This window comes from Streptomyces sp. AK010 (genome assembly GCF_014207295.1).
In the GTDB taxonomy this organism is placed as follows: Bacteria; Actinomycetota; Actinomycetes; order Streptomycetales; family Streptomycetaceae; genus Streptomyces; species Streptomyces massasporeus.
The window spans coordinates 212,464-232,353 of record NZ_JACHCX010000014.1 but is presented as its reverse complement, the minus strand read 5'-3'; the positions used below and the strand labels follow the sequence as shown (position 1 = coordinate 232,353).

The following is a 19,890-nucleotide window of genomic DNA, read 5'->3' as shown; positions in this document are numbered from 1 at the left end:
AGCGGGTCATCGGGGAGATCAACCGCACCGACCCCGATGTGATCTTCCTGGCCGAGGCGTTCACCCGCCCGGCGATGATGCACACCCTGGCCCAGATCGGCTTCCAGCAGTCCTACACCTACTTCACCTGGCGCAACTCCAAAGAGGAGCTGACCGAGTACCTGACGGAGCTGTCGGGTGAGGCCGCCTCCTACATGCGGCCCAACTTCTTCCCCAACACCCCCGACATCCTGCACGCCTACCTCCAGCACGGCGGCCGTCCCGCCTTCGAGGTCCGGGCCGTGCTCGCCGCGACGCTGTCACCGTCCTGGGGCATCTACTCCGGCTACGAACTGTGCGAGAACACCCCGCTGCGCGAGGGCAGCGAGGAGTACCTCGACTCGGAGAAGTACCAGCTCACGCGCCGCGACTGGGCCGCCGCCGAACGCGAGGGCCGCACCATCGCCCCGCTGCTCACCCGCCTCAACACCGTCCGGCGGGAGAACCCCGCCCTCCAGCAGCTGCGCGACCTCCACTTCCACCACGCCGACCAGGAGGCGGTGATCGCCTACTCGAAGCGGAAGGGTTCGAACACGGTTCTGGTGGTCGCCAACCTCGACCCCCACCACACCCAGGAGGCCACGGTCTCGTTGGACATGCCGCAACTCGGCCTGGACCGGCACGAGTCGGTGCCGGTGCGCGACGAGCTCACCGGCGAGACCTACCACTGGGGCAGGGCCAACTATGTGCGCCTCGACCCGGGCCACCGGCCCGCGCACGTCTTCACGGTCCTGCGACCGTCCACCCCGGAGATCGGAGGGTCACCCACAACATGATCGTCAACGAACCCGTTCCGGACACCTTCGAGGACACTCCTGCCAGGGACCGTGACCCGGAGTGGTTCAAGCGCGCCGTCTTCTACGAGGTGCTCGTCCGCTCCTTCCAGGACAGCAACGGCGACGGCGTCGGCGACCTCAAGGGCCTGACCGCGAAGCTGGACTACCTCCAGTGGCTCGGCGTGGACTGCCTGTGGCTGCCGCCGTTCTTCAAGTCCCCCCTGCGCGACGGCGGCTACGACGTCTCCGACTACACGGCCGTGCTGCCGGAGTTCGGCGACCTCGCGGACTTCGTGGAGTTCGTCGACGCCGCCCACCAGCGCGGCATGCGCGTGATCATCGACTTCGTCATGAACCACACCAGCGACCAGCACCCCTGGTTCCAGGAGTCGCGCAAGGACCCCGACGGGCCCTATGGCGACTACTACGTGTGGGCGGACGACGACAAGCAGTTCCAGGACGCGCGGATCATCTTCGTCGACACCGAGGCCTCCAACTGGACCTACGACCCGGTGCGCAAGCAGTACTACTGGCACCGGTTCTTCTCCCACCAGCCGGACCTCAACTACGAGAACCCGGCCGTGCAGGAGGAGATGATCTCCGCCCTGAAGTTCTGGCTGGACCTGGGCATCGACGGGTTCCGGCTGGACGCGGTGCCGTACCTGTACCAGCAGGAGGGCACGAACTGCGAGAACCTGCCGGAGACGCACGACTTCCTGAAGCGGGTGCGCAAGGAGATCGACGCGCAGTACCCGGACACGGTGCTGCTGGCGGAGGCCAACCAGTGGCCCGAGGACGTCGTCGACTACTTCGGCGACTACCCGAGCGGCGGCGACGAGTGCCACATGGCGTTCCACTTCCCGGTCATGCCACGCATCTTCATGGCGGTACGGCGGGAATCGCGCTACCCGGTCTCCGAGATCCTGGCCAAGACCCCGGCGATCCCGTCGAACTGCCAGTGGGGCATCTTCCTGCGCAACCACGACGAGCTGACGCTCGAGATGGTCACGGACGAAGAGCGCGACTACATGTGGGCCGAGTACGCCAAGGATCCCCGCATGCGCGCCAACATCGGCATCCGCCGCAGGCTCGCTCCCCTGCTGGACAACGACCGCAACCAGATCGAGCTGTTCACGGCCCTGCTGCTGTCGCTGCCGGGTTCGCCGATCCTGTACTACGGCGACGAGATCGGCATGGGCGACAACATCTGGCTCGGTGACCGGGACGCGGTGCGCACGCCGATGCAGTGGACACCCGACCGCAACGCGGGGTTCTCCTCGTGCGACCCGGGACGGCTGTTCCTGCCCACGATCATGGACCCGGTCTACGGCTACCAGGTCACGAGCGTCGAGGCGTCGATGGCCTCGCCGTCCTCGCTGCTGCACTGGACCCGCCGCATGATCGAGATCCGCAAGCAGAACCCGGCCTTCGGGCTCGGCTCGTACACCGAGCTGCCGTCGACGAACCCGGCGGTGCTGGCGTTCCTGCGCGAGGCCCCCGTTTCTGGGGACGGAGGGGACGACCTGGTGCTGTGCGTGAACAACTTCTCGCGGTTCGCGCAGCCCACGGAGCTGGATCTGAGCGCCTTCGAGGGGCGGCACCCGGTGGAGCTGTTCGGCGGGGTGCGCTTCCCCGCCATCGGCGAGCTGCCGTACCTGCTGACCCTCGGGGGCCACGGGTTCTACTGGTTCAGGCTCCGCAGGGAGACCATGTGAGGCCTGAGAGGGCCTGTTGAGGCCTGACCCGCGGGGCGGGCCTCAAACCCCGGCGGCGGGGCGTTTCCTCCGCCCCGCCCGGGGCACGCATCAGTAACACCCCGCCCACCCGCGTGAGCCGGAGGGGCGCCGTCCGGGGCCGGCCGCAGGCACCCGGAGGCGCACCATGAATGGGTGAAAGGACGCGACGCCATGTCGGAAGCCGTCACACGCACCGTCACCACCCCGCCCGGCCTCCTCGCCTCCCTCGACCCGTTGCTGCGGGAGTGGCTGCCGCGGCAGCGGTGGTTCGCGGGCAAGGGGCGGCCGGTCACCGGGTTCACGCTGGTCGAGGCCACCGAGCTGCTCCCGGCCACATCCAAGCTGGGCCTGTACCACCTGCTCGTCCGCGCCCATCAGCCCGCCGTGCCGTCCCACGGTGCGCCCGGCCACCCCGGTGACTGCTACCAGCTGCTGATAGGCGTGCGCGAGGCGCTGCCGCCTCGGCTGGCGCCCGCGCTCATCGGACACGTGCCGACGGGGCCGCTGGCCGGCCGGACGGTCTACGACGCCCTGCACGACACCAGGCCGTCCGAGCTGCTCCTGGAGGCGCTGCGCACCCGGGCCCGGGTCGGCAGGCTCCGCTTCGAACGGGACCCCGGCCAGGACATCCGCTCCGGTCTCGTGCCGCGCGTGGTGACCGCCGAGCAGTCCAACTCGTCGATCGTCTATGGAGATACGTTCATCCTGAAGCTGCTTCGCCGGATCGTGCCCGGGGTCAACCCCGATCTGGAACTGCCGCTCGCGCTGGCCCGCGAGGGCTGCCCCCGGGTGCCCGCTCCGGCGGCCTGGCTGGTCGCGGACATCTCCCCCACGGCGGACCCGGTCGTCCCGTCGGGTTCGGCGGACCCGGCGGGCCAGCCGTACGTCCTCGGGGTGCTGCAGCCGTTCCTGCAGGGCGCCTCCGACGGCTGGGAGCTGGCGCTGCGCGAGCTGGCCAAAGGCGAGGACTTCGGCGCCGCTGCGCGGGCACTGGGGCGGGCCACCGCCGAGGTGCACACCGCGCTGGCCCGGGCGTTGCCGACCGTCACGCTCGGTCACATGCAGCTCCAGCGCATGGTCGACGGCATGATCGAGCGGCTGGACGCGGCCGTCCAGGCGGTGGCCGCACTGCGGCCGTACGCCGACGGGCTGCGCTCCGCGTTCACGGCGCTGGGCGATCTGGCCGCCGAGGGCCGCACCTGGACCGCGCAGCGGGTGCACGGCGATCTGCATCTCGGGCAGTGCCTGCGTTCGCCGTCCGGCGAGTGGCGGCTGATCGACTTCGAAGGCGAGCCGGCCCGGCCGCTGGCCGAGCGGCGCATGCCGCAGCCGGCCGTGCGGGACGTCGCCGGCATGCTGCGGTCCTTCGACTACGCGGCGCGTTCGGTCGATCCGCCCCAGCCGGACTGGGCCGAAACCTGCCGCTCGGCGTACTGCGCCGGCTACGCGGAGGCATCCGGCCGCGATCCGCGCACCGACCCGGTGCTGCTGCGCGCCTACGAGACCGACAAGGCGATCTACGAGGTGGTGTACGAGGCCCGGCACCGCCCCGACTGGCTGCCTGTGCCGCTGGCCGCCATAGACCGGCTCGCCTCGACCGGCCACCTGACCTGACCGACCACCCCTCGCCCTGGAGGCTCCGCCCGTGACCCCCCGCCCTGAGTCCAGCGGTTCGCGCCCCAAGGGGACCGCCGGGGAGAAGATCCCCGAGCAGCCTACGGCCGCCCAGCAGAAGAGCGCCACGAAGAAGACGGCGGTGCCCAGACAGGCAGCGGCGAAGAAGGCGGCCCCCGCGAAGGCGACCGCCAAGAAGGCCGCCGCCGCGAAGACCACCGTCGGCAAGACGGTGGCCAAGAAGGCGGCGACGAAGAAGGCCGCGGCCGAGAAGACGGCGGTCGAGCAGCCCGCGGCAGGTACGGCGACGGCGAAGAAGACCGCCGGGAAGAAGTCGGCCGCCAAGAAGTCGGCCGCGAAGAAGGCCACGACGGTCAGGGCGACGGCGGCCAAGACCACTGCCGTGAAGGCCGCGGCCTCGAAGTCCACGGCCGCGGAAACCGTCGCCGGCAAGGCGGCGGCCGCGAAGGCGCCCGCGGCGAGGACCACCGCGAAGAAGGCCCCGGCCAAGAAGGCCGGCACCACCGAACGCGCCGCCGCCACGAGAACGGCCGCCGAGGCCGTCGCGAAGAAGGCCACCCCCGCCAAGGTCTCCGCCAAGAAGGCCACCGCCAAGAAGACCGCCCCCGCCACGAGCACGGTCGCCAAGAGCCCCGCGAAGAAGACCACCGCCGGCAAGGCGCCCGCGGGCGAGGCCGTCGCGAAGAAGAGCGCGGTCAAGAAGGCCCCGGCCCGAAAAGCCCCTGCTCGGAAGGGTCCCGCCGGGCAGGCCCCGGCCGGGGACGCCGGTTCCGCCCAGGTCGTTCAGCCGGAGATGGAGGTCGCCGTCTCGCCCGCCGTCGACGCGGTGGACCGGGAGCGGCTGCTCGCCGGCACGCACCACGCCCCGCACTCCGTGCTCGGCGCGCACCCCGTGCCCGGCGGCATCGCCTTCCGGGCGTTCCGTCCGTACGCCCTGTCGGTGGCCGTCGTCTCCGGGGAACTGCGGGCCGAGCTGCACAACGACGGGGAGGGGTTCTTCTCGGGGCTGCTGCCGCTGAGGGAGGTTCCGGCCTACCGGCTGGTCGTGGAGTACGAGGGGACGGTCCTGGAGACCGAGGACGCGTACCGCTTCCTGCCCACGCTGGGCGACCTCGACCTGCACCTGATCGGCGAGGGCCGGCACGAGGAGCTGTGGACGGCGCTGGGCGCCCACCCGACGACCCACGAGGGCGTGACCGGCACCCGGTTCGCGGTGTGGGCGCCGAACGCGCGCGGTGTGCGCGTGACCGGCACCTTCAACTTCTGGGACGGCACCGGGCACGTCATGCGGTCGCTGGGCTCGTCCGGGGTGTGGGAGCTGTTCCTGCCGGACGTCGGCGAGGGCGAGCTGTACAAGTTCGAGATCACGCGCCCCGACGGCTCGAAGACGCAGCGCGCCGACCCGCTGGCCCGCCGCACGGAGGTGCCGCCCGCGACCTCGTCGGTCATCACCTCCTCGGAGTACGAGTGGGGCGACGCCGAGTGGCTGGCCCGGCGCGCCGAGGCCCCGGCGCACGAGGCGCCGTTCTCGGTCTACGAGATCCACCTGCCGTCCTGGCGGCCCGGGTTGACGTACCGCCAACTCGCCGAGCAGCTCCCGGGATACGTGAAGAACCTGGGCTTCACGCACGTCGAGCTGATGCCGGTCGCGGAGCATCCGTTCGGCGGCTCCTGGGGCTATCAGGTGACCGGCTTCTACGCGCCGACGGCCCGGCTGGGCACGCCGGACGACTTCCGGTACCTGGTCGACTCGCTGCACCGGGCCGGCATCGGCGTCCTCATGGACTGGGTGCCCGCGCACTTCCCGCGCGACGACTGGGCGCTGGCCGAGTTCGACGGCAGGCCCCTGTACGAGCACGAGGATCCGCTGCGGGCCGCACACCCCGACTGGGGCACGCTGGAGTTCGACTTCGGCCGCAACGAGGTGCGCAACTTCCTCGTGGCCAACGCCGTGTACTGGTGCGAGGAGTTCCACATCGACGGGCTGCGCGTGGACGCCGTCGCCTCGATGCTCTACCTGGACTACTCGCGTGAGCCGGGCCAGTGGACGCCCAACGAGCACGGCGGGCGGGAGAACCTGGACGCGGTGGCGTTCCTCCAGGAGATGAACGCCACGGTCTACCGCAGGGTGCCCGGCGTGGTCACCGTCGCCGAGGAGTCCACCGCCTGGGACGGTGTCACCCGCGCCACCCACCACAAGGGCCCGAGCGGCTTCGGCGGGCTGGGTTTCGGGCTGAAGTGGAACATGGGCTGGATGCACGACTCGTTGCAGTACATGAGTCACGAGCCGGTGCACCGCAAGTACCACCACGGCGAGATGACCTTCTCGATGGTGTACGCGTACAGCGAGAACTACGTGCTGCCGATCTCCCACGACGAGGTCGTGCACGGCAAGCGGTCCCTGGTGTCGAAGATGCCGGGCGACTGGTGGCAGCAGCGCGCCGGGGTGCGGTCCTACCTCGGCTTCATGTGGGCTCATCCCGGCAAGCAACTGCTCTTCATGGGGCAGGAGTTCGCGCAGGGAGCCGAGTGGTCGGAGGCGCACGGACCGGACTGGTGGCTGCTGGACCCGGGGTACGGGGCGGAGCCCGACCACCGGGGTGTGCGGGACCTGGTCCGCGACCTGAACACCGTCTACCGGGCGACCCCGGCGCTGTGGCGGCTGGACACGGACCCGGCCGGTTTCGAGTGGATCGTCGGGGACGCCGCCGACGACAACGTCCTCGCGTTCCTGCGACTGGATCCGGAAGGCGCCCCGGTGCTGGCCGTGTCCAACTTCGCGCCGGTCACCCGCCAGGACTACCGCCTGGGCGTTCCCGACAACGTCCCCGCCTGGCACGAGGCGCTCAACACCGACGCGGCCCGCTACGGCGGCAGCGACGTCATCAACCCCGATCCGGTCAAGCCCGAACCCCAGTCCTGGCACGGCCGCCCGGCCAGTATCCGCCTGACCCTGCCGCCCCTGGCGACGGTGTGGCTGCGGCCGGCTTAGGAGGCCGGCCGGCGACAGCCGCAGCCTGTGACACGGCTGTGGCCGGAGGAGTGGCCTCCGCCATAGCCCGCACGGTGGGATGCTGGTGGGGTGGCGGCATGGATGCCGCCGCGCTCACCTCGCAGGTCCCGCCGTGCTGATGGGTCCACTCTCGGCGGCCTGTGCCGTCGGCGCGCTCATCGCGGGGCTGGGGGTCGTCGCCATGGCGTTTCCCGGGCGGCCCGAGCCGTGGCCGAACCACCTGATGCGCCGCGCGGGGGCGACGGCCGCGTGGGCGGCGGCGGCCGTGTACTCGCTGGGCCTCTTCGGCGTGCTGGCGTCGCAGCACGCGTTCGGTGACGGGGCGGACTCGATCCCGGCCCCGGCCTGCCGCGACGGCTTCGGCGAGGCCACGCGAGAGGGGCTGAACCATCACCGGTCCTCGTACCTGCCGCTGCGCTTCGACTGCGTCCGCGACGACGGCTCCGTCTACTCCAGCGACTCCGACTACGGCTGGATGAACGCGACGAGCGCCGTACTCGCCCTGGCCGCCGCCCTGCTCTTCATCGGCGCGGGCTACGCGACCGAGCTGCGCGCCCGAAAGGCCGCGGCGGCGTCATGACGCTGCTCCCGGTGTTCGCCGGGCTCGTGGTCGGGTGGTCGCACCACGGGGCTGCCGGCGCATCCGCTGCCGCCGTTGCGGGGGAGAACGACCCATCCCGTTCCCGCCGCCCTGCGGCGTCGAGGTCGCTCCTGCGGCAGGCAGGCCCCGTACCCGGGCCGGGGTACGGGGCCGCTTCGCTACGCGAAGGCGTTCGCCAGGGGCTTCGGCAGGTCGCCGGTGTGGAGCACGCCCAGCCGCTGGGTGGCCCGGGTCAGCGCCACGTACAGATCGCTGGTGCCGTACCGGCCGGGTTCGACCACGAGGACGGAGTCGAACTCCAGGCCCTTGGCCTGGCGCGGGTCGAGCAGGACCACCGTCTGGGTGAGGTCGGGTTCGGCGCCCGCCGTCACACCGTCCAGCCGGGCCGCCAGGGAGCGGTGGAGGTCGCGCGGCGCGATCACCGCGAGCCTGCCTTCGGCCGGGGTGAGCTCCCCGACCGCCTTGGCGACCGCGCCCGGAAGGTCGTCGGTGGCGCGCGCCCAGGGCAGTACGCCCGTGGAGCGGACCGAGCTGGGCGGCTCGAACTCCGGGTGCTCGGCGCGCACCACGGCCGCCGCGACGTCCATGATCTCGGCCGGGGTGCGGTAGTTGACGCCCAGCCGGGTGTGCTCCCAGCGGTCCTCGACGTACGGGGAGAGGATGCCCGACCAGGAGCCGACGCCGGCCGCCTCCGCCGTCTGGGCCGGGTCGCCGACCAGGGTCATCGAGCGGGTCGGGCTGCGCCGCATCAGCAGCCGCCACGCCATCGGCGACAGTTCCTGCGCCTCGTCGACGATGATGTGCCCGAACGCCCAGGTGCGGTCGGCGGCGGCGCGTTCGGCGGCGCTGCGGTGGTCGTCCTCCTCGTGCCGCTCGGCGAACCGCTCGGCGTCGATGATGTCGTGCGCGGACAGCACCTCGGAGCCCTCGGGGTCGCCCTCCTCCTTGTCCTCGAACTCGTAGGTCCGGGACGCGTAGGACACCTCCAGCACGCCCTGCGCGTAGGCGATCTGCTCCTGCCGCTCGCGTGCGGCGCGCTCCCGGGCCAGCCGGTCGTCGTCGCCGAGGAGTTCGGCGGCCTCGTCGAGCAGCGGCACGTCCGCGACCGTCCAGCGCCGGGTCACCGGGCGGCGTACGGCCTCGGCGTCCTCGGCGGACAGGAACTCCTCGGGCGCGGCGAGGAAGTCGGCGACGAGCCGCTGCGGGGTGAGCACCGGCCACAGCTGGTCGATCGCGGACCAGACGTCGGGGTTCTCGGCGAGGTCGTCGCGGATCTGGGTGATGTCGCTGGGGTCGAGCAGGCTGGACCCGTCGAAGGGGTCGGTGCCGATCCGCTCGGCGTACAGGTCGGTCAGGGCGTTGAGGATGTGGCCCTCGAAGTGCTCGCGGGCGGCGTTGTGCGGCAGCTTGGCGGCGCGGGTGCGCTCGCGGGCGACGCCGACCAGACCGTCGTCGAGCATGAGGACCTCGCGGTCGTGCTCGATGGCGATCACCGGGTCGGGCAGCGCCTGCCGGCCGCGGACGACCTCGGCGAGGACGTCGGCCATGTCGGCCCGGCCCTTCACCGCCGCGGCCTCGGGCGTGTCGGTCGCGCTCGCCTTCACCCCGGGGAACAGCTCGCCCACGGTCGCGAGGAGCACACCGGTCTCGCCGAGGGAGGGCAGCACCTCTCCGATGTAGCCGAGGAACGCCGGGTTGGGCCCGACGATCAGCACGGCGCGTTTGGCGAGCAGTTCCCGGTGCTCGTACAGCAGGTAGGCGGCGCGGTGCAGGGCGACCGCCGTCTTGCCGGTGCCCGGGCCGCCCTCCACGACCATGACGCCGCGGTGCGGGGCGCGGATGATGCGGTCCTGGTCGGCCTGGATGGTCTGCACGATGTCGCTCATGCGGCCGGTGCGCGCGGAGTTGAGGGCGGCGAGCAGCACGGCGTCGCCCGTCGGGTCCTCGTGGCCGGTGCGGGTCGCGTCGCCGAGGTCGAGGATCTCGTCGTGCAGATGGGTGACCCGGCGGCCGTCGGTGGCGATGTGCCGCCGGCGCCTGAGGCCCATCGGGGTGTGGCCGGTGGCCAGGTAGAAGGGGCGGGCCACGTCGGCACGCCAGTCGATGAGGACGGGCGTGCGCTCCGCGTCGTCGGCGCGCAGGCCGATGCGGCCGATGCGATGGGTGACGCCCGAGGTGAGGTCGATCCGGCCGAAGCACAGGGAGCCGTCCACCGCGTTCAGCGCGGCGAGCAGCCCGGAGCGCTCGGCCACGAGGATGTCCCGCTCGAGTCTGGCCTGCATGGGGGTGTTGCCCTGCGCGAGCGCGTCCGTGACGGAGGTCTCGGCGTCGCCGCGCAGCGCGTCCACGCGCGCGTACAACCCGTCGATGAATTCCTGTTCCTGTCGCAATTCATCGTCCGGAAATTCGGTGTTTGACAATTCCGCTCCCGCCCGGATATACTGTGCTCACTGAACTTCACTGTGACTTCTAAGGACTTCAATCCGCTTGAAGTCACGAACGAACAAATATACGCAGGAAAATCCCCCGAACGCAATTGCTCGGGGGATTTTCCTGTATCCGGCGCCGTCGACCAGGTCTGCCCCACCCCGCGCCAGGCCGCGATCGCCCGCCGCGTTTGGGCGCACCCGCCGCTGTGTGATGACCTCGACGGTCGAGGTGTACGAGTCGAGGACTCCCCCGCCCTCGTGCGCGAGGAGGCCGTCGACCCGGCCACCGTCACCGTCGACCTCGAACTCCCCTGACTCGGCAGCCACGGCGGACCTGCAGCCCACCACGTGACGGGGCATGGGCCGCCGTGTCCACGAAGCCCGCCTGCCCCGAGGCGAACGGCGGGACTTCGTGGACACGATGGGCACGCTGGGCACGCTGGGCACGGCCTAGCGTGCCCCGGCGGACTCCAGTTCCTTGTTCTCCTCCGCAGGCTCCTCCAGCGTCTTCTCCTTGCCCGGCAGGAGCAGCGCCACCACCACCGTGCCGATGCCCAGGATCACGGCCCCGATCAGGCTGGTGTGGGCGACCGCGTCGGAGAACGAGGATCCGACCGCGTCGGCCATCTGCCGGGCGCCGCCGCCGAGTTGCTCGGCCTGGGCGCGGAGCCGCTCGGCCTGCTGGGGGTCGCCGGTGTGCGCGGCCTGCTCGGCGAGCTGCCGGGCCTTGTCGCCGATGCCCTGGGCGACGGCGTACCCGGCCCCGACGGAGTCCTGGGCGGTGGACAGGGAGGAGGCGGGGAGCTTGCTGCCGGCCGTGGCGTCCGAGAGGTGGCCGGAGTACGACGTCGCCAGCAGCGAGCCCAGGATGGCGATGCCCAGCGAACCGCCGAGCTCCAGCGACGTGTCGTTCACCGCGCCGCCGACGCCCAGCTCCGACTCCGGGAACGCCCCCATGATCGCGTCCGTGCAGGGCGAGAGCGCGAGTCCGATCGAGAGGCCGAGGACGACCAGGGGCGCGACGAAGTCGCCGTACGACGAACCGGAGTCGACCTGGGTGAGCAGCGCCAGGGCCGCCGTGCCGCCGACCATGCCGGCCGTGACGGTCCACTTCATACCGACGCGGGGCGTGAGGAAGCCGGTGAGGGCCGCCCCGACGAACACCGCGCCCGCCAGCGGCAGCATGCGCAGGCCCGTGTCCAGGGCGTCGTAGCCGAGGACGAACTGGAGGTGCTGCGTCAGGTAGTAGAAGGCGCCGAAGACCGCCAGGAAGAACAGGGCGACGGCGAGGTTGGAGCCGGCGAAGCCGCGGTTCGTGAAGCGGCGGACGTCGAGCAGCGGACGCGGGTGGCGCAGCTCCCAGAGGACGAACGCGACGAGCGCGGCTCCGGCGACGACCGCCGCCGTGACGGCCTTGACGCCCCACCCGAAGTGCGGCCCCTCGATGATCATGTAGACCAGTGCGGCGATCCACACCACCGACAGCAGTCCGCCGCCGTAGTCGATGCGCCCGCGGTCCGCGGCCTTGGACGGCGGTACGAGGACGAAGGCGCCGAGGATGGCGAGGATCGCGATGGGGACGTTGATGAGGAACGTCGAGGACCAGCCGTGGTCCGCCAGCAGCGCGCCGGCGACGAGCGGTCCGGCCGCGATGGCGAGGCCGGCCGTGGCGGTCCACAGGGTGATGGCCTTGGCCCGTTCGGCACGCGGGAAGGTCGAGGCGAGCAGGGACAGCGTGGCGGGCATGATCATCGCGGCGCCGGCGCCCATCACGGCCCGGGCGGCGATGACCGTCGTGGAGCTGTCGGCGAGGTACCCGAAGACGGAGCCGCCCGCGAACACGACCAGCCCGAGGACGAGCGCGCCCCGGCGGCTGTACTTGTCGCCTATCGCGCCGAGCAGCAGCATCAGCGCGGCGTAGGGGACGGTGTAGCCGTCGATCACCCACTGCAGGTCGGCGCTGTTCAGGCCGAGGTCCGCGGTCATGTCGGGCGCGGCGACGGTGAGGGCGGTGTTGGCCATCACGATGATCAGCAGGCTGAGGCAGAGCACGAGGAGCGCCCACCAGCGGCGTGCGTAGGGGCGGTCCATCCTCTCGGTCGGTTCGTTCATGACGAGTCGCATGGCAGGGGTTGCCTTCCCGGCTTGAGTTGCACATGGCTGTGCATTTACACAACGATGTGCAATCTACGCCGTTGCACATCACTGTGCAACTCGATCCGGGAGGGGCACAATGACGTCCATGACCACGGGTACCAGCCGCGCCGACGCCAACCGCCGCCGCATCCTCGACGTCGCCCTCGCCGAGCTGCTGCGCGACCCCGACGCGTCCATGGACCAGATCGCACGGGCCGCGGGCGTCGTACGGCGGACGGTGTACGGGCACTTCCCGAGCCGCGAGGCGCTGATCAGCACGCTCGTCGACGAGGCCGTGGAGGCGCTGTCGGCCGCGCACGCGGCGGGCCGCGAGAACGTACGGGACCCGGCGGAGGCGGTCGCACGCTCGGTGCTGTCGGTATGGGCGATCGCCGACCGCTACCGGCTGCTGGTCGCGCTCGCCCAGCGCACCGTCACCATGCAGGGCATCCGGGAGCGGCTCGCCCCGGTCCGCCAGGAGAGCATCGGGCTGCTGCAGCGCGGTCTGGACGAGGACGTCTTCAGCTCACCGCTGCCGGCTCCGGCCCTGGCGTACGTGCACGAGCAGATGCTCTTCGCGGTGATGGAGGCGGTGAACGACGGCCTGCTGGCAGCGCAAGAGGCGGGCCGCTGCGCCGCGGTCACCGTACTGACCGCGGCGGGCGTGCCCGCCTCGAAGGCCACCGAGCTGGTGGCGAAGCTGAACGCTTGATCCGTCTGTGCGCTGTGAACCGGGCGGCTGAGCGACGGGGGGACACCCAGCCGCCCGGATTCCATGGGGAGCGGCGCGGCCTCAGGCCTTCGCCAGCTCCTTCTCGCCGCCATGCTCGGGAACCTCGACGTGGTCCTCGGACGGGCCGTCGTGGCCGTCGTGACCGTCGTCCAGCAGGGTCTTCTCGTCGAAGGGCAGCTGACCGGCGAGGACCTGGTTCACGCGGTCCTTGTCGATCTCCTTGGTCCACGTGCCGATCAGCACCGTGGCGACGGCGTTGCCCGCGAAGTTGGTCAGGGCACGGGCCTCGCTCATGAAGCGGTCGATACCGACGATGAGGCCGATGCCGTCCACCAGGGCCGGCTTGTGCGACTGCAGGCCACCGGCCAGGGTCGCGAGGCCGGCGCCGGTGACACCGGCGGCACCCTTGGAGGCGACCAGCAGGAAGAGCAGCAGCGGGATCTGCTCACCGATCGACATCGGCGTGCCCATGGCGTCGGCGATGAACAGCGAGGCCATGGTCATGTAGATCATGGTGCCGTCGAGGTTGAAGGAGTAGCCGGTCGGGACGGTGATGCCGACCACCGGCTTGCTGACGCCCAGGTGCTCCATCTTCGCGATGAGCCGCGGCAGCGCGGACTCGGACGAGGACGTGGACAGGATCAGCAGGAACTCCCGGCCCAGGTACTTGAACAGCGTGAAGATGTTCAGGCCGGAGATGGCGCGCAGCAGGGCGCCCAGCACGATGAAGACGAAGAGGAAACAGGTCACGTAGAAGCCGAGCATCAGCACGGCGAGGCTCTTGAGCGCTTCCAGGCCCGCGGAGCCGGTGACGGCGGCGATGGCGCCGAAGGCACCGATCGGGGCGGCCCACATGACCATCGCGAGGATGCGGAAGACGAGCCGCTGGATGTGCTCGATGCCGCGCAGGATCGGCTGGCCGGCCGAACCCATGCCCTGCAGGGCGAAGCCCGCGAGGAGCGCGATCAGCAGGGTCTGGAGCACCGACTCGTTGGTGAAGGCCGACACGATCGTGGTCGGGATGATGCCGAGCAGGAACTCCGTGGTGTTCTTCGCCTCGGCGTCGATCTGCGCGTGACCGGCGTCCTTGACCGCGTCGGTCACCGCTAGGCCGGTGCCCGGCTCCAGGATGTTGCCGACGACCAGGCCGATGCCCAGCGCGACCAGCGACATCACCATGAAGTAACTCAGGGCGATACCGCCCACGGCACCGACCTTGGCGGCCTTCCGTACCGAGCCGATGCCCAGCACGATCGTGCAGAAGATGATCGGCGAGATCATCATCTTGATCAGGGCCACGAACCCCGTGCCGATCGGCTTCAGCCCTTGCGCGAATTCCGGTGCGGCCAGACCCACCGCGATACCGGCGGCGACCGCGATGATCACCGCGATGTAGAGGTAGTGCGTGCGGTCCCGCTTGGGTTTGCGTGCGGCAGGTGCCGTATCGGCTGCGCTGGTCACGGCGGCCCTCCTTGACGACGTCGTCGGCATCACCGGCGTGCGGCTCACGTCCGGAAAAGACTCCGGGAGGCCCGGGAAACGCGGAGCGGGGCTCCCGGAGATGCGTTATGGGGAATGCCGTGACTATGTCCTGCTCTGTGAGCGCGGTCACCCTTCCGTTCATTTAGTTCACAATCAGCCACGGTGCAGACTGACGGCATGCGCCTCACCGTCCCCGGACCCCGCAGCCTGGCTGGCCAGCTCTTCGCCATGCAGGCCGTCCTGATAGCGGTCGTCGTGGCCGGATACGCGCTGTTCACCTACGTCAGCGACCGCAGCCAGGCCGAGGAGGCCGCGGCGCGCCAGGCCAGGGCGGTGGCGCGCTCGGTGGCCGATTCCCCGTCCGTGCTGGCCGCGGCCCGCGCCGACGACCCGACCGCCGAGCTCCAGCCGTACGCGCTGAAGGTGATGCGGGACACCGAGGTCGACTTCATCACGATCATGGATCCCCGGGGCATCCGCTGGACGCACCCCGACCCCCGGCAGATCGGCCAGACCTTCCAGGGGCACACCGAGCGGGCCCTGAAGGGCCAGACCTTCACCGAGACCTACACCGGCACGCTCGGCCCGTCCGTCCGCGCCGTCACCCCGATCCAGGACGGCAGCAGGGTGGTCGGGCTGGTCAGCGCGGGGATCCGGGTCGAGCAGATCACCCAGCGGGTCCAGGACCAGCTGACGGCCCTGCTCGGCGTCGCGGCCGGCGCGCTGGTGCTGGGTGCGGTCGGCACGTACATCGTCAACGCCCGGCTGCGCCGCCACACCCACGGCATGAACGCGACCGAGCTCAGCCGGATGCACGACTACCATCAGGCCGCCCTGCACGCCGTGCGCGAGGGGCTGCTGATGCTGGACGGGCAGTACCGTGTGGCGCTGATCAACGACGGGGGCCGGGAGTTGCTCGGCGTGGCCGGGGACGTGGTGGGCAGGTCGGTGGCGGAGCTGGGGCTGCCGGCCCCGCTGACGGGTGCCCTGCTCGCCTCGGAGCCCCGGGTCGACGAGGTGCATCTGACGGCGTCCCGGGTCCTGGTGATCAACACCTCGCCGGTGTCGGGCGGTGAGCGGCGCGGTACGGTCGTCACCCTGCGCGATGTCACCGAACTCCAATCGCTGATGGGCGAGTTGGACTCCGAGCGGGGTTTCACACAGGCTCTGCGCTCACAGGCGCACGAGGCGGCGAACCGGCTGCACACGGTCGTCTCGCTGATCGAGCTGGGCCGGGCGGAGGAAGCGGTGGAGTTCGCGACGGCCGAGCTGGAGCTGGCGCAGGCGCTGACCGACCAGGTCGTGGCGGCGGTGAGCGAGCCGGTGCTGGCGGCGCTGCTGCTGGGCAAGACGGCCCAGGCCAACGAGCGGGGCGTGGAGCTGATGGTGTCGGAGGACAGCAGCCTGGACGACGGCCTGCTGCCCGAGACCCTGCCGGCGCGGGACCTGGTGACCATCCTCGGCAACCTGATCGACAACGCCGTGGACGCGGCGCAGGGCAGCGCCCGGGCGCGGGTGACGGTGACCGCGTACACCAGGAACTCCGGCGACGCCCCGGAGCTGGTGCTACGGGTGTCGGACACGGGCCCGGGCGTGGACCCCGAGCACGCCGAGGCGGTCTTCCAGCGCGGCTTCTCGACGAAACCGGCCGGCCCGGGCGGCCGCGGTCTCGGGCTGGCGCTGGTCCGGCAGGCGGCCCAGCGGCACGAGGGCTCCCTGACGGTGACGGAGGCCGACGGGGGCGGGGCGGAGTTCGAGGTACGGCTGCCGTTGCGGGAGCCGGAATCGGTGGCCGGGGGCGTGCCCTCCGGGGCCCCGGCGGCCAGAGCCGCTGGAGGCGACGCATGACGAGCAGCGAGAAGGACATCCGCGTCCTGGTCGTGGAGGACGATCCGGTCGCCGCCGACGCGCACGTCCTGTACGTCGGGCGGGTACCGGGATTCGTGGCCGTGGGCAAGGCGCACACGGGCGCGGAGGCCCGCCGGGCCCTGGAACGCACCCCGGTGGACCTCCTCCTGCTCGACCTGCACCTGCCGGACGTGCACGGCCTGCAACTGGCCCGGTCCCTCAGGACGGCCGGCCATCACGCGGACGTCATAGCGGTGACGTCGGCCCGCGACCTGGCCGTCGTACGCGAGGGCGTCTCGCTCGGGGTCGTGCAGTACGTCCTGAAGCCGTTCACCTTCGCGACCCTGCGCGACCGCCTCGTGCGCTACGCCGAGTTCCACGCGGCGGTCGGCGAGGCGAGCGGCCAGGACGAGGTGGACCGGGCGCTCGCGGCCCTGCGCGCACCGGGCCCGGCCGCGCTGCCCAAGGGCCTGAGCGCACCGACGCTGGAGCGGGTGACGGTCGCCCTGCGCGACAGCGCGGAGGGCCTCACGGCCGCCGGCGTCGCGGAATCCGTGGGCATCTCCCGTATCACGGCCCGGCGTTACCTGGAGCATCTGGTCGACGCGGGCCGCGCGGCACGCCGCCCGCAGTACGGCACCGTGGGGCGCCCGGAGTTGCAGTACCGCTGGGTCACGGGCCAGTGACGGTTCATCAGCCGCCGATCAGACCCCCGCACACGCATTGATAGCCCGCCGCCCCGGAGGAGGCTTCGCCCTGGGAGGCGCGGTCAAGGGCTGAACCCCACGATCACCGAGGCCAGGTGGGCCCGCAGCCCGGCGGAACGGGGTGCCGCTGCTGCCCGTCCGCCAGCAGCGCCGCCACCGGCACGTCGAGGTGCTGCCCCAGCAGGTCCAGCTGCGCCGACTCGACGCCGTCACCGTGTGCACCGTGGTCCGCAGGTCCAACGTCTGCGCACCCCGCCCGCCCGCGTCCCGCTTGCCGAACCGCTCCCCGAAACGCCGGCCCGGAACGACTCAACCCCCTCCAGCCTCCGCACCCGCGTCGGCTCGATCAGCAGCATCACCCGGCGCTCGCCGGGCAGCAGCCACGGGTACCGGTCCTCACCGAGGTACTTCCGCGCCAGCCGGTCCATCGCCCGCTCCGCGACCTCCCTCTCCACGAACCGCACGCCTTCCCCCGGATCTCAACGCGGTCGTACGGGTGCGCGGGGTCGTGGTGCGACAGCGAAACGTACGGATTGCGCCGCAGGTTCTCCTCCTTCACCCGCCCCATCGAGGTGTCGACCATGACGTACTCCCCTTCGATGTCCGCCCACATGGGCGACACCTGGGGTGCCCCGTCCACCCCCACCGTCGCGAGATGCCAGAAGTTCGGCGCGAGGAGACGCTCGCGAATATGCCCGTTGAGCTTGCCGTACACGTGAGTCACTGCCTTTCCGGGCCCGTGATCATCGGCCCCGGCGCCATCCTCGCCCCGCCCGCGCCGCCGTCGGCAGACGATCTTCAGCCCCGGTCGAACCCGCCGGTAGCCGTAGGTTCGTACAATCCGTGATCCTGGCCGAACAGACCGTAGTCAGCCCACTCCCGCAGTCCTAGCTTGTGGGCCGTGCGCCGACCTTCAGCCCGACCGAGCCAGCCCCCGCCCCCTCCTCCACCCCGGTCCGCCCCCACGGCCCCGCCCTTCAACGCCCCCGCCGCCCGCAGGCTGCGCGCGGCCCTCGGCATGGCCCCCGAGCACGTCGCCTACGGCATGCGCGTCTCGTACGGGCACCCCCACGTCACCCCGGACCACGTGGTCGCATGGGAACGCGGAGCAGCCGCCCCGACCAACTCCGAACTCACCGCGCTCGCGGGTGTGCTCTGGTGCTCGCCCGCCGAACTCATCGGCAGGCCGCGCACCCTGCGCGAACACCGCATCGCCCGCTGCCTCGCCCCGGAGGACGTGGCCCGCGCCGTGGGGCACGACGTGCTCGCGTATCTGCGCATGGAGGAGACCGACTCCTGGCGCGGCACGGACCGCCAGTCCGCCGCCCTGGCCGATCTGCTCGGGCTCGGCCTGCCCGACTTCGTCACGGTCACGGGCCGCGACGGCAGACTCGGCGATCTGCTGCGCAGCGCCGCCACCACCCGCTGGCAGGCCTACGTCCGCCCCGTGGCCAAACTCGTGCCCCTGGACCGGCGGTTCCTGGAGGACGCCCTGCAGGGCCTGCACGAGGACTACCAGGGGCACATGGCTGCCACCCTGAGCTGGGGCGGTGGCAGCGGTGACGCGGGCGGCGCCGGCCGGGACTTCCTCGACCGGATCGTGGAGCACTTCTGGACGAAACTCCAGGACGACACCGACCTGGAGGCCGGCTAGAGGTCCGACCCCCGCAAGCCTCTGGAAGTCCCTAGAAGACCGACTCGGCCTCGTCCATACGGTCCTTCGGCACCGTCTTCAGCTCGGTCACGGCCTCCGCGAGGGGGACCATCACGATGTCCGTCCCGCGCAGGGCGGTCATCCTGCCGAACTGCTCCTGGTGCGCCGCCTCCACCGCGTGCCAGCCGAACCGCGTGGCGAGCACCCGGTCGTAGGCGGTCGGGACACCACCGCGCTGGACATGGCCGAGGATGACCGGCTTGGCCTCCTTGCCGAGGCGCCGCTCCAGCTCGTGGGCGAGGGCGGTGCCGATGCCCTGGAAGCGCTCGTGGCCGAACTTGTCTATGGCGCCCTTGACATAGTCCATGGAGCCGTCGGCGGGGTGGGCGCCCTCGGCGACGCAGACCACCGCGAACTTCTTGCCGCGGGAGAACCGCTCCTCGACCATCTTCACGAGGTCGGCCGGGTCGAACGGCCGCTCCGGCAGGCAGATGCCGTGCGCGCCGGCCGCCATGCCGGACTCCAGGGCGATCCAGCCGGCGTGCCGGCCCATGACCTCCACGACCATCACCCGCTGGTGGGACTCGGCGGTGGTCTTCAGCCGGTCCATCGCCTCGGTGGCGACGCCCACGGCGGTGTCGAAGCCGAAGGTGCGGTCCGTGGAGGAGATGTCGTTGTCGATCGTCTTCGGGACACCCACGACGGGCAGGCCGGCGTCGCTCAGCATGCGCGCGGCCGTCAGCGTGCCCTCGCCGCCGATCGGGATCAGCGCGTCGATGCCGAACTCGTGGATCATGTCGGAGGCGTTCTCGCAGGCCTCGCGCAGCCGGTCGCGCTCCAGCCGGGACGAGCCGAGGATGGTGCCGCCGCGGGCCAGGATGCCGCTGACGGACTCCAGGTCGAGGTTGCGGAAGCGGCCGTCCAGCAGGCCCGCGTAGCCGTCCTCGAAGCCGATGACCTCGTCGCCGTAGTTGTCGACCGCCCGGTGCACGACCGACCGGATCACGGCGTTCAGGCCGGGGCAGTCGCCGCCTGCGGTGAGAACTCCGATACGCATCGTGCTGTGTCTCCTGCTCGCTGTTGACACCGGTGAGCCAATGC

12 protein-coding genes and 4 pseudogenes are annotated in these 19,890 nt (G+C 71.4%); 10 read left to right on the top strand and 6 right to left on the bottom strand.

Features of this window, described 5'->3' with window-relative positions; genetic code table 11:
• From HDC93_RS25940 to HDC93_RS25920, 5 genes and pseudogenes are all read left to right on the top strand, one after another.
• Positions 1-815 (top strand): annotated as a pseudogene (locus HDC93_RS25940) (alpha-1,4-glucan--maltose-1-phosphate maltosyltransferase); the annotation flags it as partial.
• Positions 812-2,530, top strand: a complete 1,719-nt coding sequence (treS, locus tag HDC93_RS25935; RefSeq protein ID WP_185013229.1) for a maltose alpha-D-glucosyltransferase — start codon at positions 812-814, stop codon at positions 2,528-2,530. The pseudogene HDC93_RS25940 and the gene treS, both read left to right, overlap by 4 nt.
• A 192-nt stretch (positions 2,531-2,722) precedes the next feature.
• Positions 2,723-4,165 (top strand): maltokinase N-terminal cap-like domain-containing protein, encoded by a 1,443-nt coding sequence (locus HDC93_RS25930; protein ID WP_185013228.1) that lies wholly within the window; start codon positions 2,723-2,725, stop codon positions 4,163-4,165.
• Between the two features lie 31 nt (positions 4,166-4,196).
• Positions 4,197-7,178, top strand: a complete 2,982-nt coding sequence (gene glgB, locus HDC93_RS25925; protein ID WP_185013227.1) for a 1,4-alpha-glucan branching enzyme — start codon at positions 4,197-4,199, stop codon at positions 7,176-7,178.
• A 139-nt stretch (positions 7,179-7,317) separates the two neighbouring features.
• Positions 7,318-7,779, top strand: coding sequence for a hypothetical protein (locus tag HDC93_RS25920; RefSeq protein WP_185013226.1), 462 nt, complete (start codon positions 7,318-7,320; stop codon positions 7,777-7,779).
• Between the two features lie 179 nt (positions 7,780-7,958).
• On the opposite strand, the gene HDC93_RS25915 is transcribed toward HDC93_RS25920, so the two are convergent.
• Positions 7,959-10,190, bottom strand: coding sequence for an AAA family ATPase (locus tag HDC93_RS25915; protein ID WP_185013225.1), 2,232 nt, complete (start codon positions 10,188-10,190; stop codon positions 7,959-7,961).
• 177 nt (positions 10,191-10,367) lie between these two features.
• Between HDC93_RS25915 and HDC93_RS25910 the strand changes: the two are divergent.
• Positions 10,368-10,541 (top strand): annotated as a pseudogene (locus tag HDC93_RS25910) (reductase); the annotation flags it as partial.
• A gap of 138 nt (positions 10,542-10,679) precedes the next feature.
• On the opposite strand, the gene HDC93_RS25905 reads toward HDC93_RS25910, so the two are convergent.
• On the bottom strand, positions 10,680-12,353 hold the full coding sequence (locus HDC93_RS25905; protein WP_185013224.1) for a DHA2 family efflux MFS transporter permease subunit: 1,674 nt from the start codon (positions 12,351-12,353) through the stop codon (positions 10,680-10,682).
• Positions 12,354-12,462: 109 nt separating this feature from the next.
• Here HDC93_RS25905 and HDC93_RS25900 point away from each other — a divergent pair, with 109 nt between their 5' ends.
• A complete protein-coding gene (locus HDC93_RS25900) occupies positions 12,463-13,077 on the top strand; it encodes a TetR/AcrR family transcriptional regulator (protein ID WP_185013223.1) in 615 nt (204 codons plus the stop codon).
• An 81-nt stretch (positions 13,078-13,158) separates the two neighbouring features.
• Here the strand turns inward: HDC93_RS25900 and HDC93_RS25895 are convergent, their stop codons facing one another.
• The gene (locus HDC93_RS25895; RefSeq protein ID WP_185013222.1) at positions 13,159-14,559 is read right to left on the bottom strand and encodes a cation:dicarboxylate symporter family transporter; all 1,401 of its coding nucleotides are present in this window, start codon (positions 14,557-14,559) and stop codon (positions 13,159-13,161) included.
• Between the two features lie 198 nt (positions 14,560-14,757).
• On the opposite strand from HDC93_RS25895, the gene HDC93_RS25890 reads away from it, so the two are divergent.
• Complete coding sequence (locus HDC93_RS25890) at positions 14,758-16,428, top strand: sensor histidine kinase (RefSeq protein WP_185013221.1); 1,671 nt, start codon at positions 14,758-14,760, stop codon at positions 16,426-16,428.
• On the top strand, positions 16,425-17,114 hold the full coding sequence (locus HDC93_RS25885; protein ID WP_185013220.1) for a response regulator: 690 nt from the start codon (positions 16,425-16,427) through the stop codon (positions 17,112-17,114). The genes HDC93_RS25890 and HDC93_RS25885 overlap by 4 nt, the downstream gene beginning before the upstream one ends.
• A gap of 136 nt (positions 17,115-17,250) precedes the next feature.
• On the opposite strand, the pseudogene gudD reads toward HDC93_RS25885, so the two are convergent.
• Positions 17,251-17,423: pseudogene (gudD, locus tag HDC93_RS38725) on the bottom strand (glucarate dehydratase); the annotation flags it as partial.
• Positions 17,420-17,859 (bottom strand): annotated as a pseudogene (locus tag HDC93_RS25875) (PPOX class F420-dependent oxidoreductase); the annotation flags it as partial. The pseudogenes gudD and HDC93_RS25875, both read right to left, overlap by 4 nt.
• A 168-nt stretch (positions 17,860-18,027) precedes the next feature.
• Here HDC93_RS25875 and HDC93_RS25870 point away from each other — a divergent pair.
• Positions 18,028-18,789: an XRE family transcriptional regulator gene (locus HDC93_RS25870; RefSeq protein ID WP_221517136.1), complete on the top strand. Its 762-nt coding sequence runs from the start codon at positions 18,028-18,030 to the stop codon at positions 18,787-18,789.
• Positions 18,790-18,820: 31 nt separating this feature from the next.
• On the opposite strand, the gene HDC93_RS25865 is transcribed toward HDC93_RS25870, so the two are convergent.
• Complete coding sequence (locus HDC93_RS25865) at positions 18,821-19,846, bottom strand: ATP-dependent 6-phosphofructokinase (protein ID WP_185013218.1); 1,026 nt, start codon at positions 19,844-19,846, stop codon at positions 18,821-18,823.
• Between the last annotated feature and the right edge of the window lie 44 nt (positions 19,847-19,890).

What these genes read in the sequence shown, in the direction of transcription:
- HDC93_RS25930 (WP_185013228.1), top strand. Translation starts at nt 2,723, where the DNA reads ATGTCGGAAGCCGTCACACGCACCGTCACCACCCCGCCCGGCCTCCTC.
- treS (WP_185013229.1), top strand. Translation starts at nt 812, where the DNA reads ATGATCGTCAACGAACCCGTTCCGGACACCTTCGAGGACACTCCTGCC.
- HDC93_RS25920 (WP_185013226.1), top strand. Translation starts at nt 7,318, where the DNA reads ATGGGTCCACTCTCGGCGGCCTGTGCCGTCGGCGCGCTCATCGCGGGG.
- HDC93_RS25900 (WP_185013223.1), top strand. Translation starts at nt 12,463, where the DNA reads ATGACGTCCATGACCACGGGTACCAGCCGCGCCGACGCCAACCGCCGC.
- HDC93_RS25890 (WP_185013221.1), top strand. Translation starts at nt 14,758, where the DNA reads ATGCGCCTCACCGTCCCCGGACCCCGCAGCCTGGCTGGCCAGCTCTTC.
- HDC93_RS25865 (WP_185013218.1), bottom strand. Translation starts at nt 19,846, where the DNA reads ATGCGTATCGGAGTTCTCACCGCAGGCGGCGACTGCCCCGGCCTGAAC.
- HDC93_RS25905 (WP_185013224.1), bottom strand. Translation starts at nt 12,353, where the DNA reads ATGCGACTCGTCATGAACGAACCGACCGAGAGGATGGACCGCCCCTAC.
- HDC93_RS25885 (WP_185013220.1), top strand. Translation starts at nt 16,425, where the DNA reads ATGACGAGCAGCGAGAAGGACATCCGCGTCCTGGTCGTGGAGGACGAT.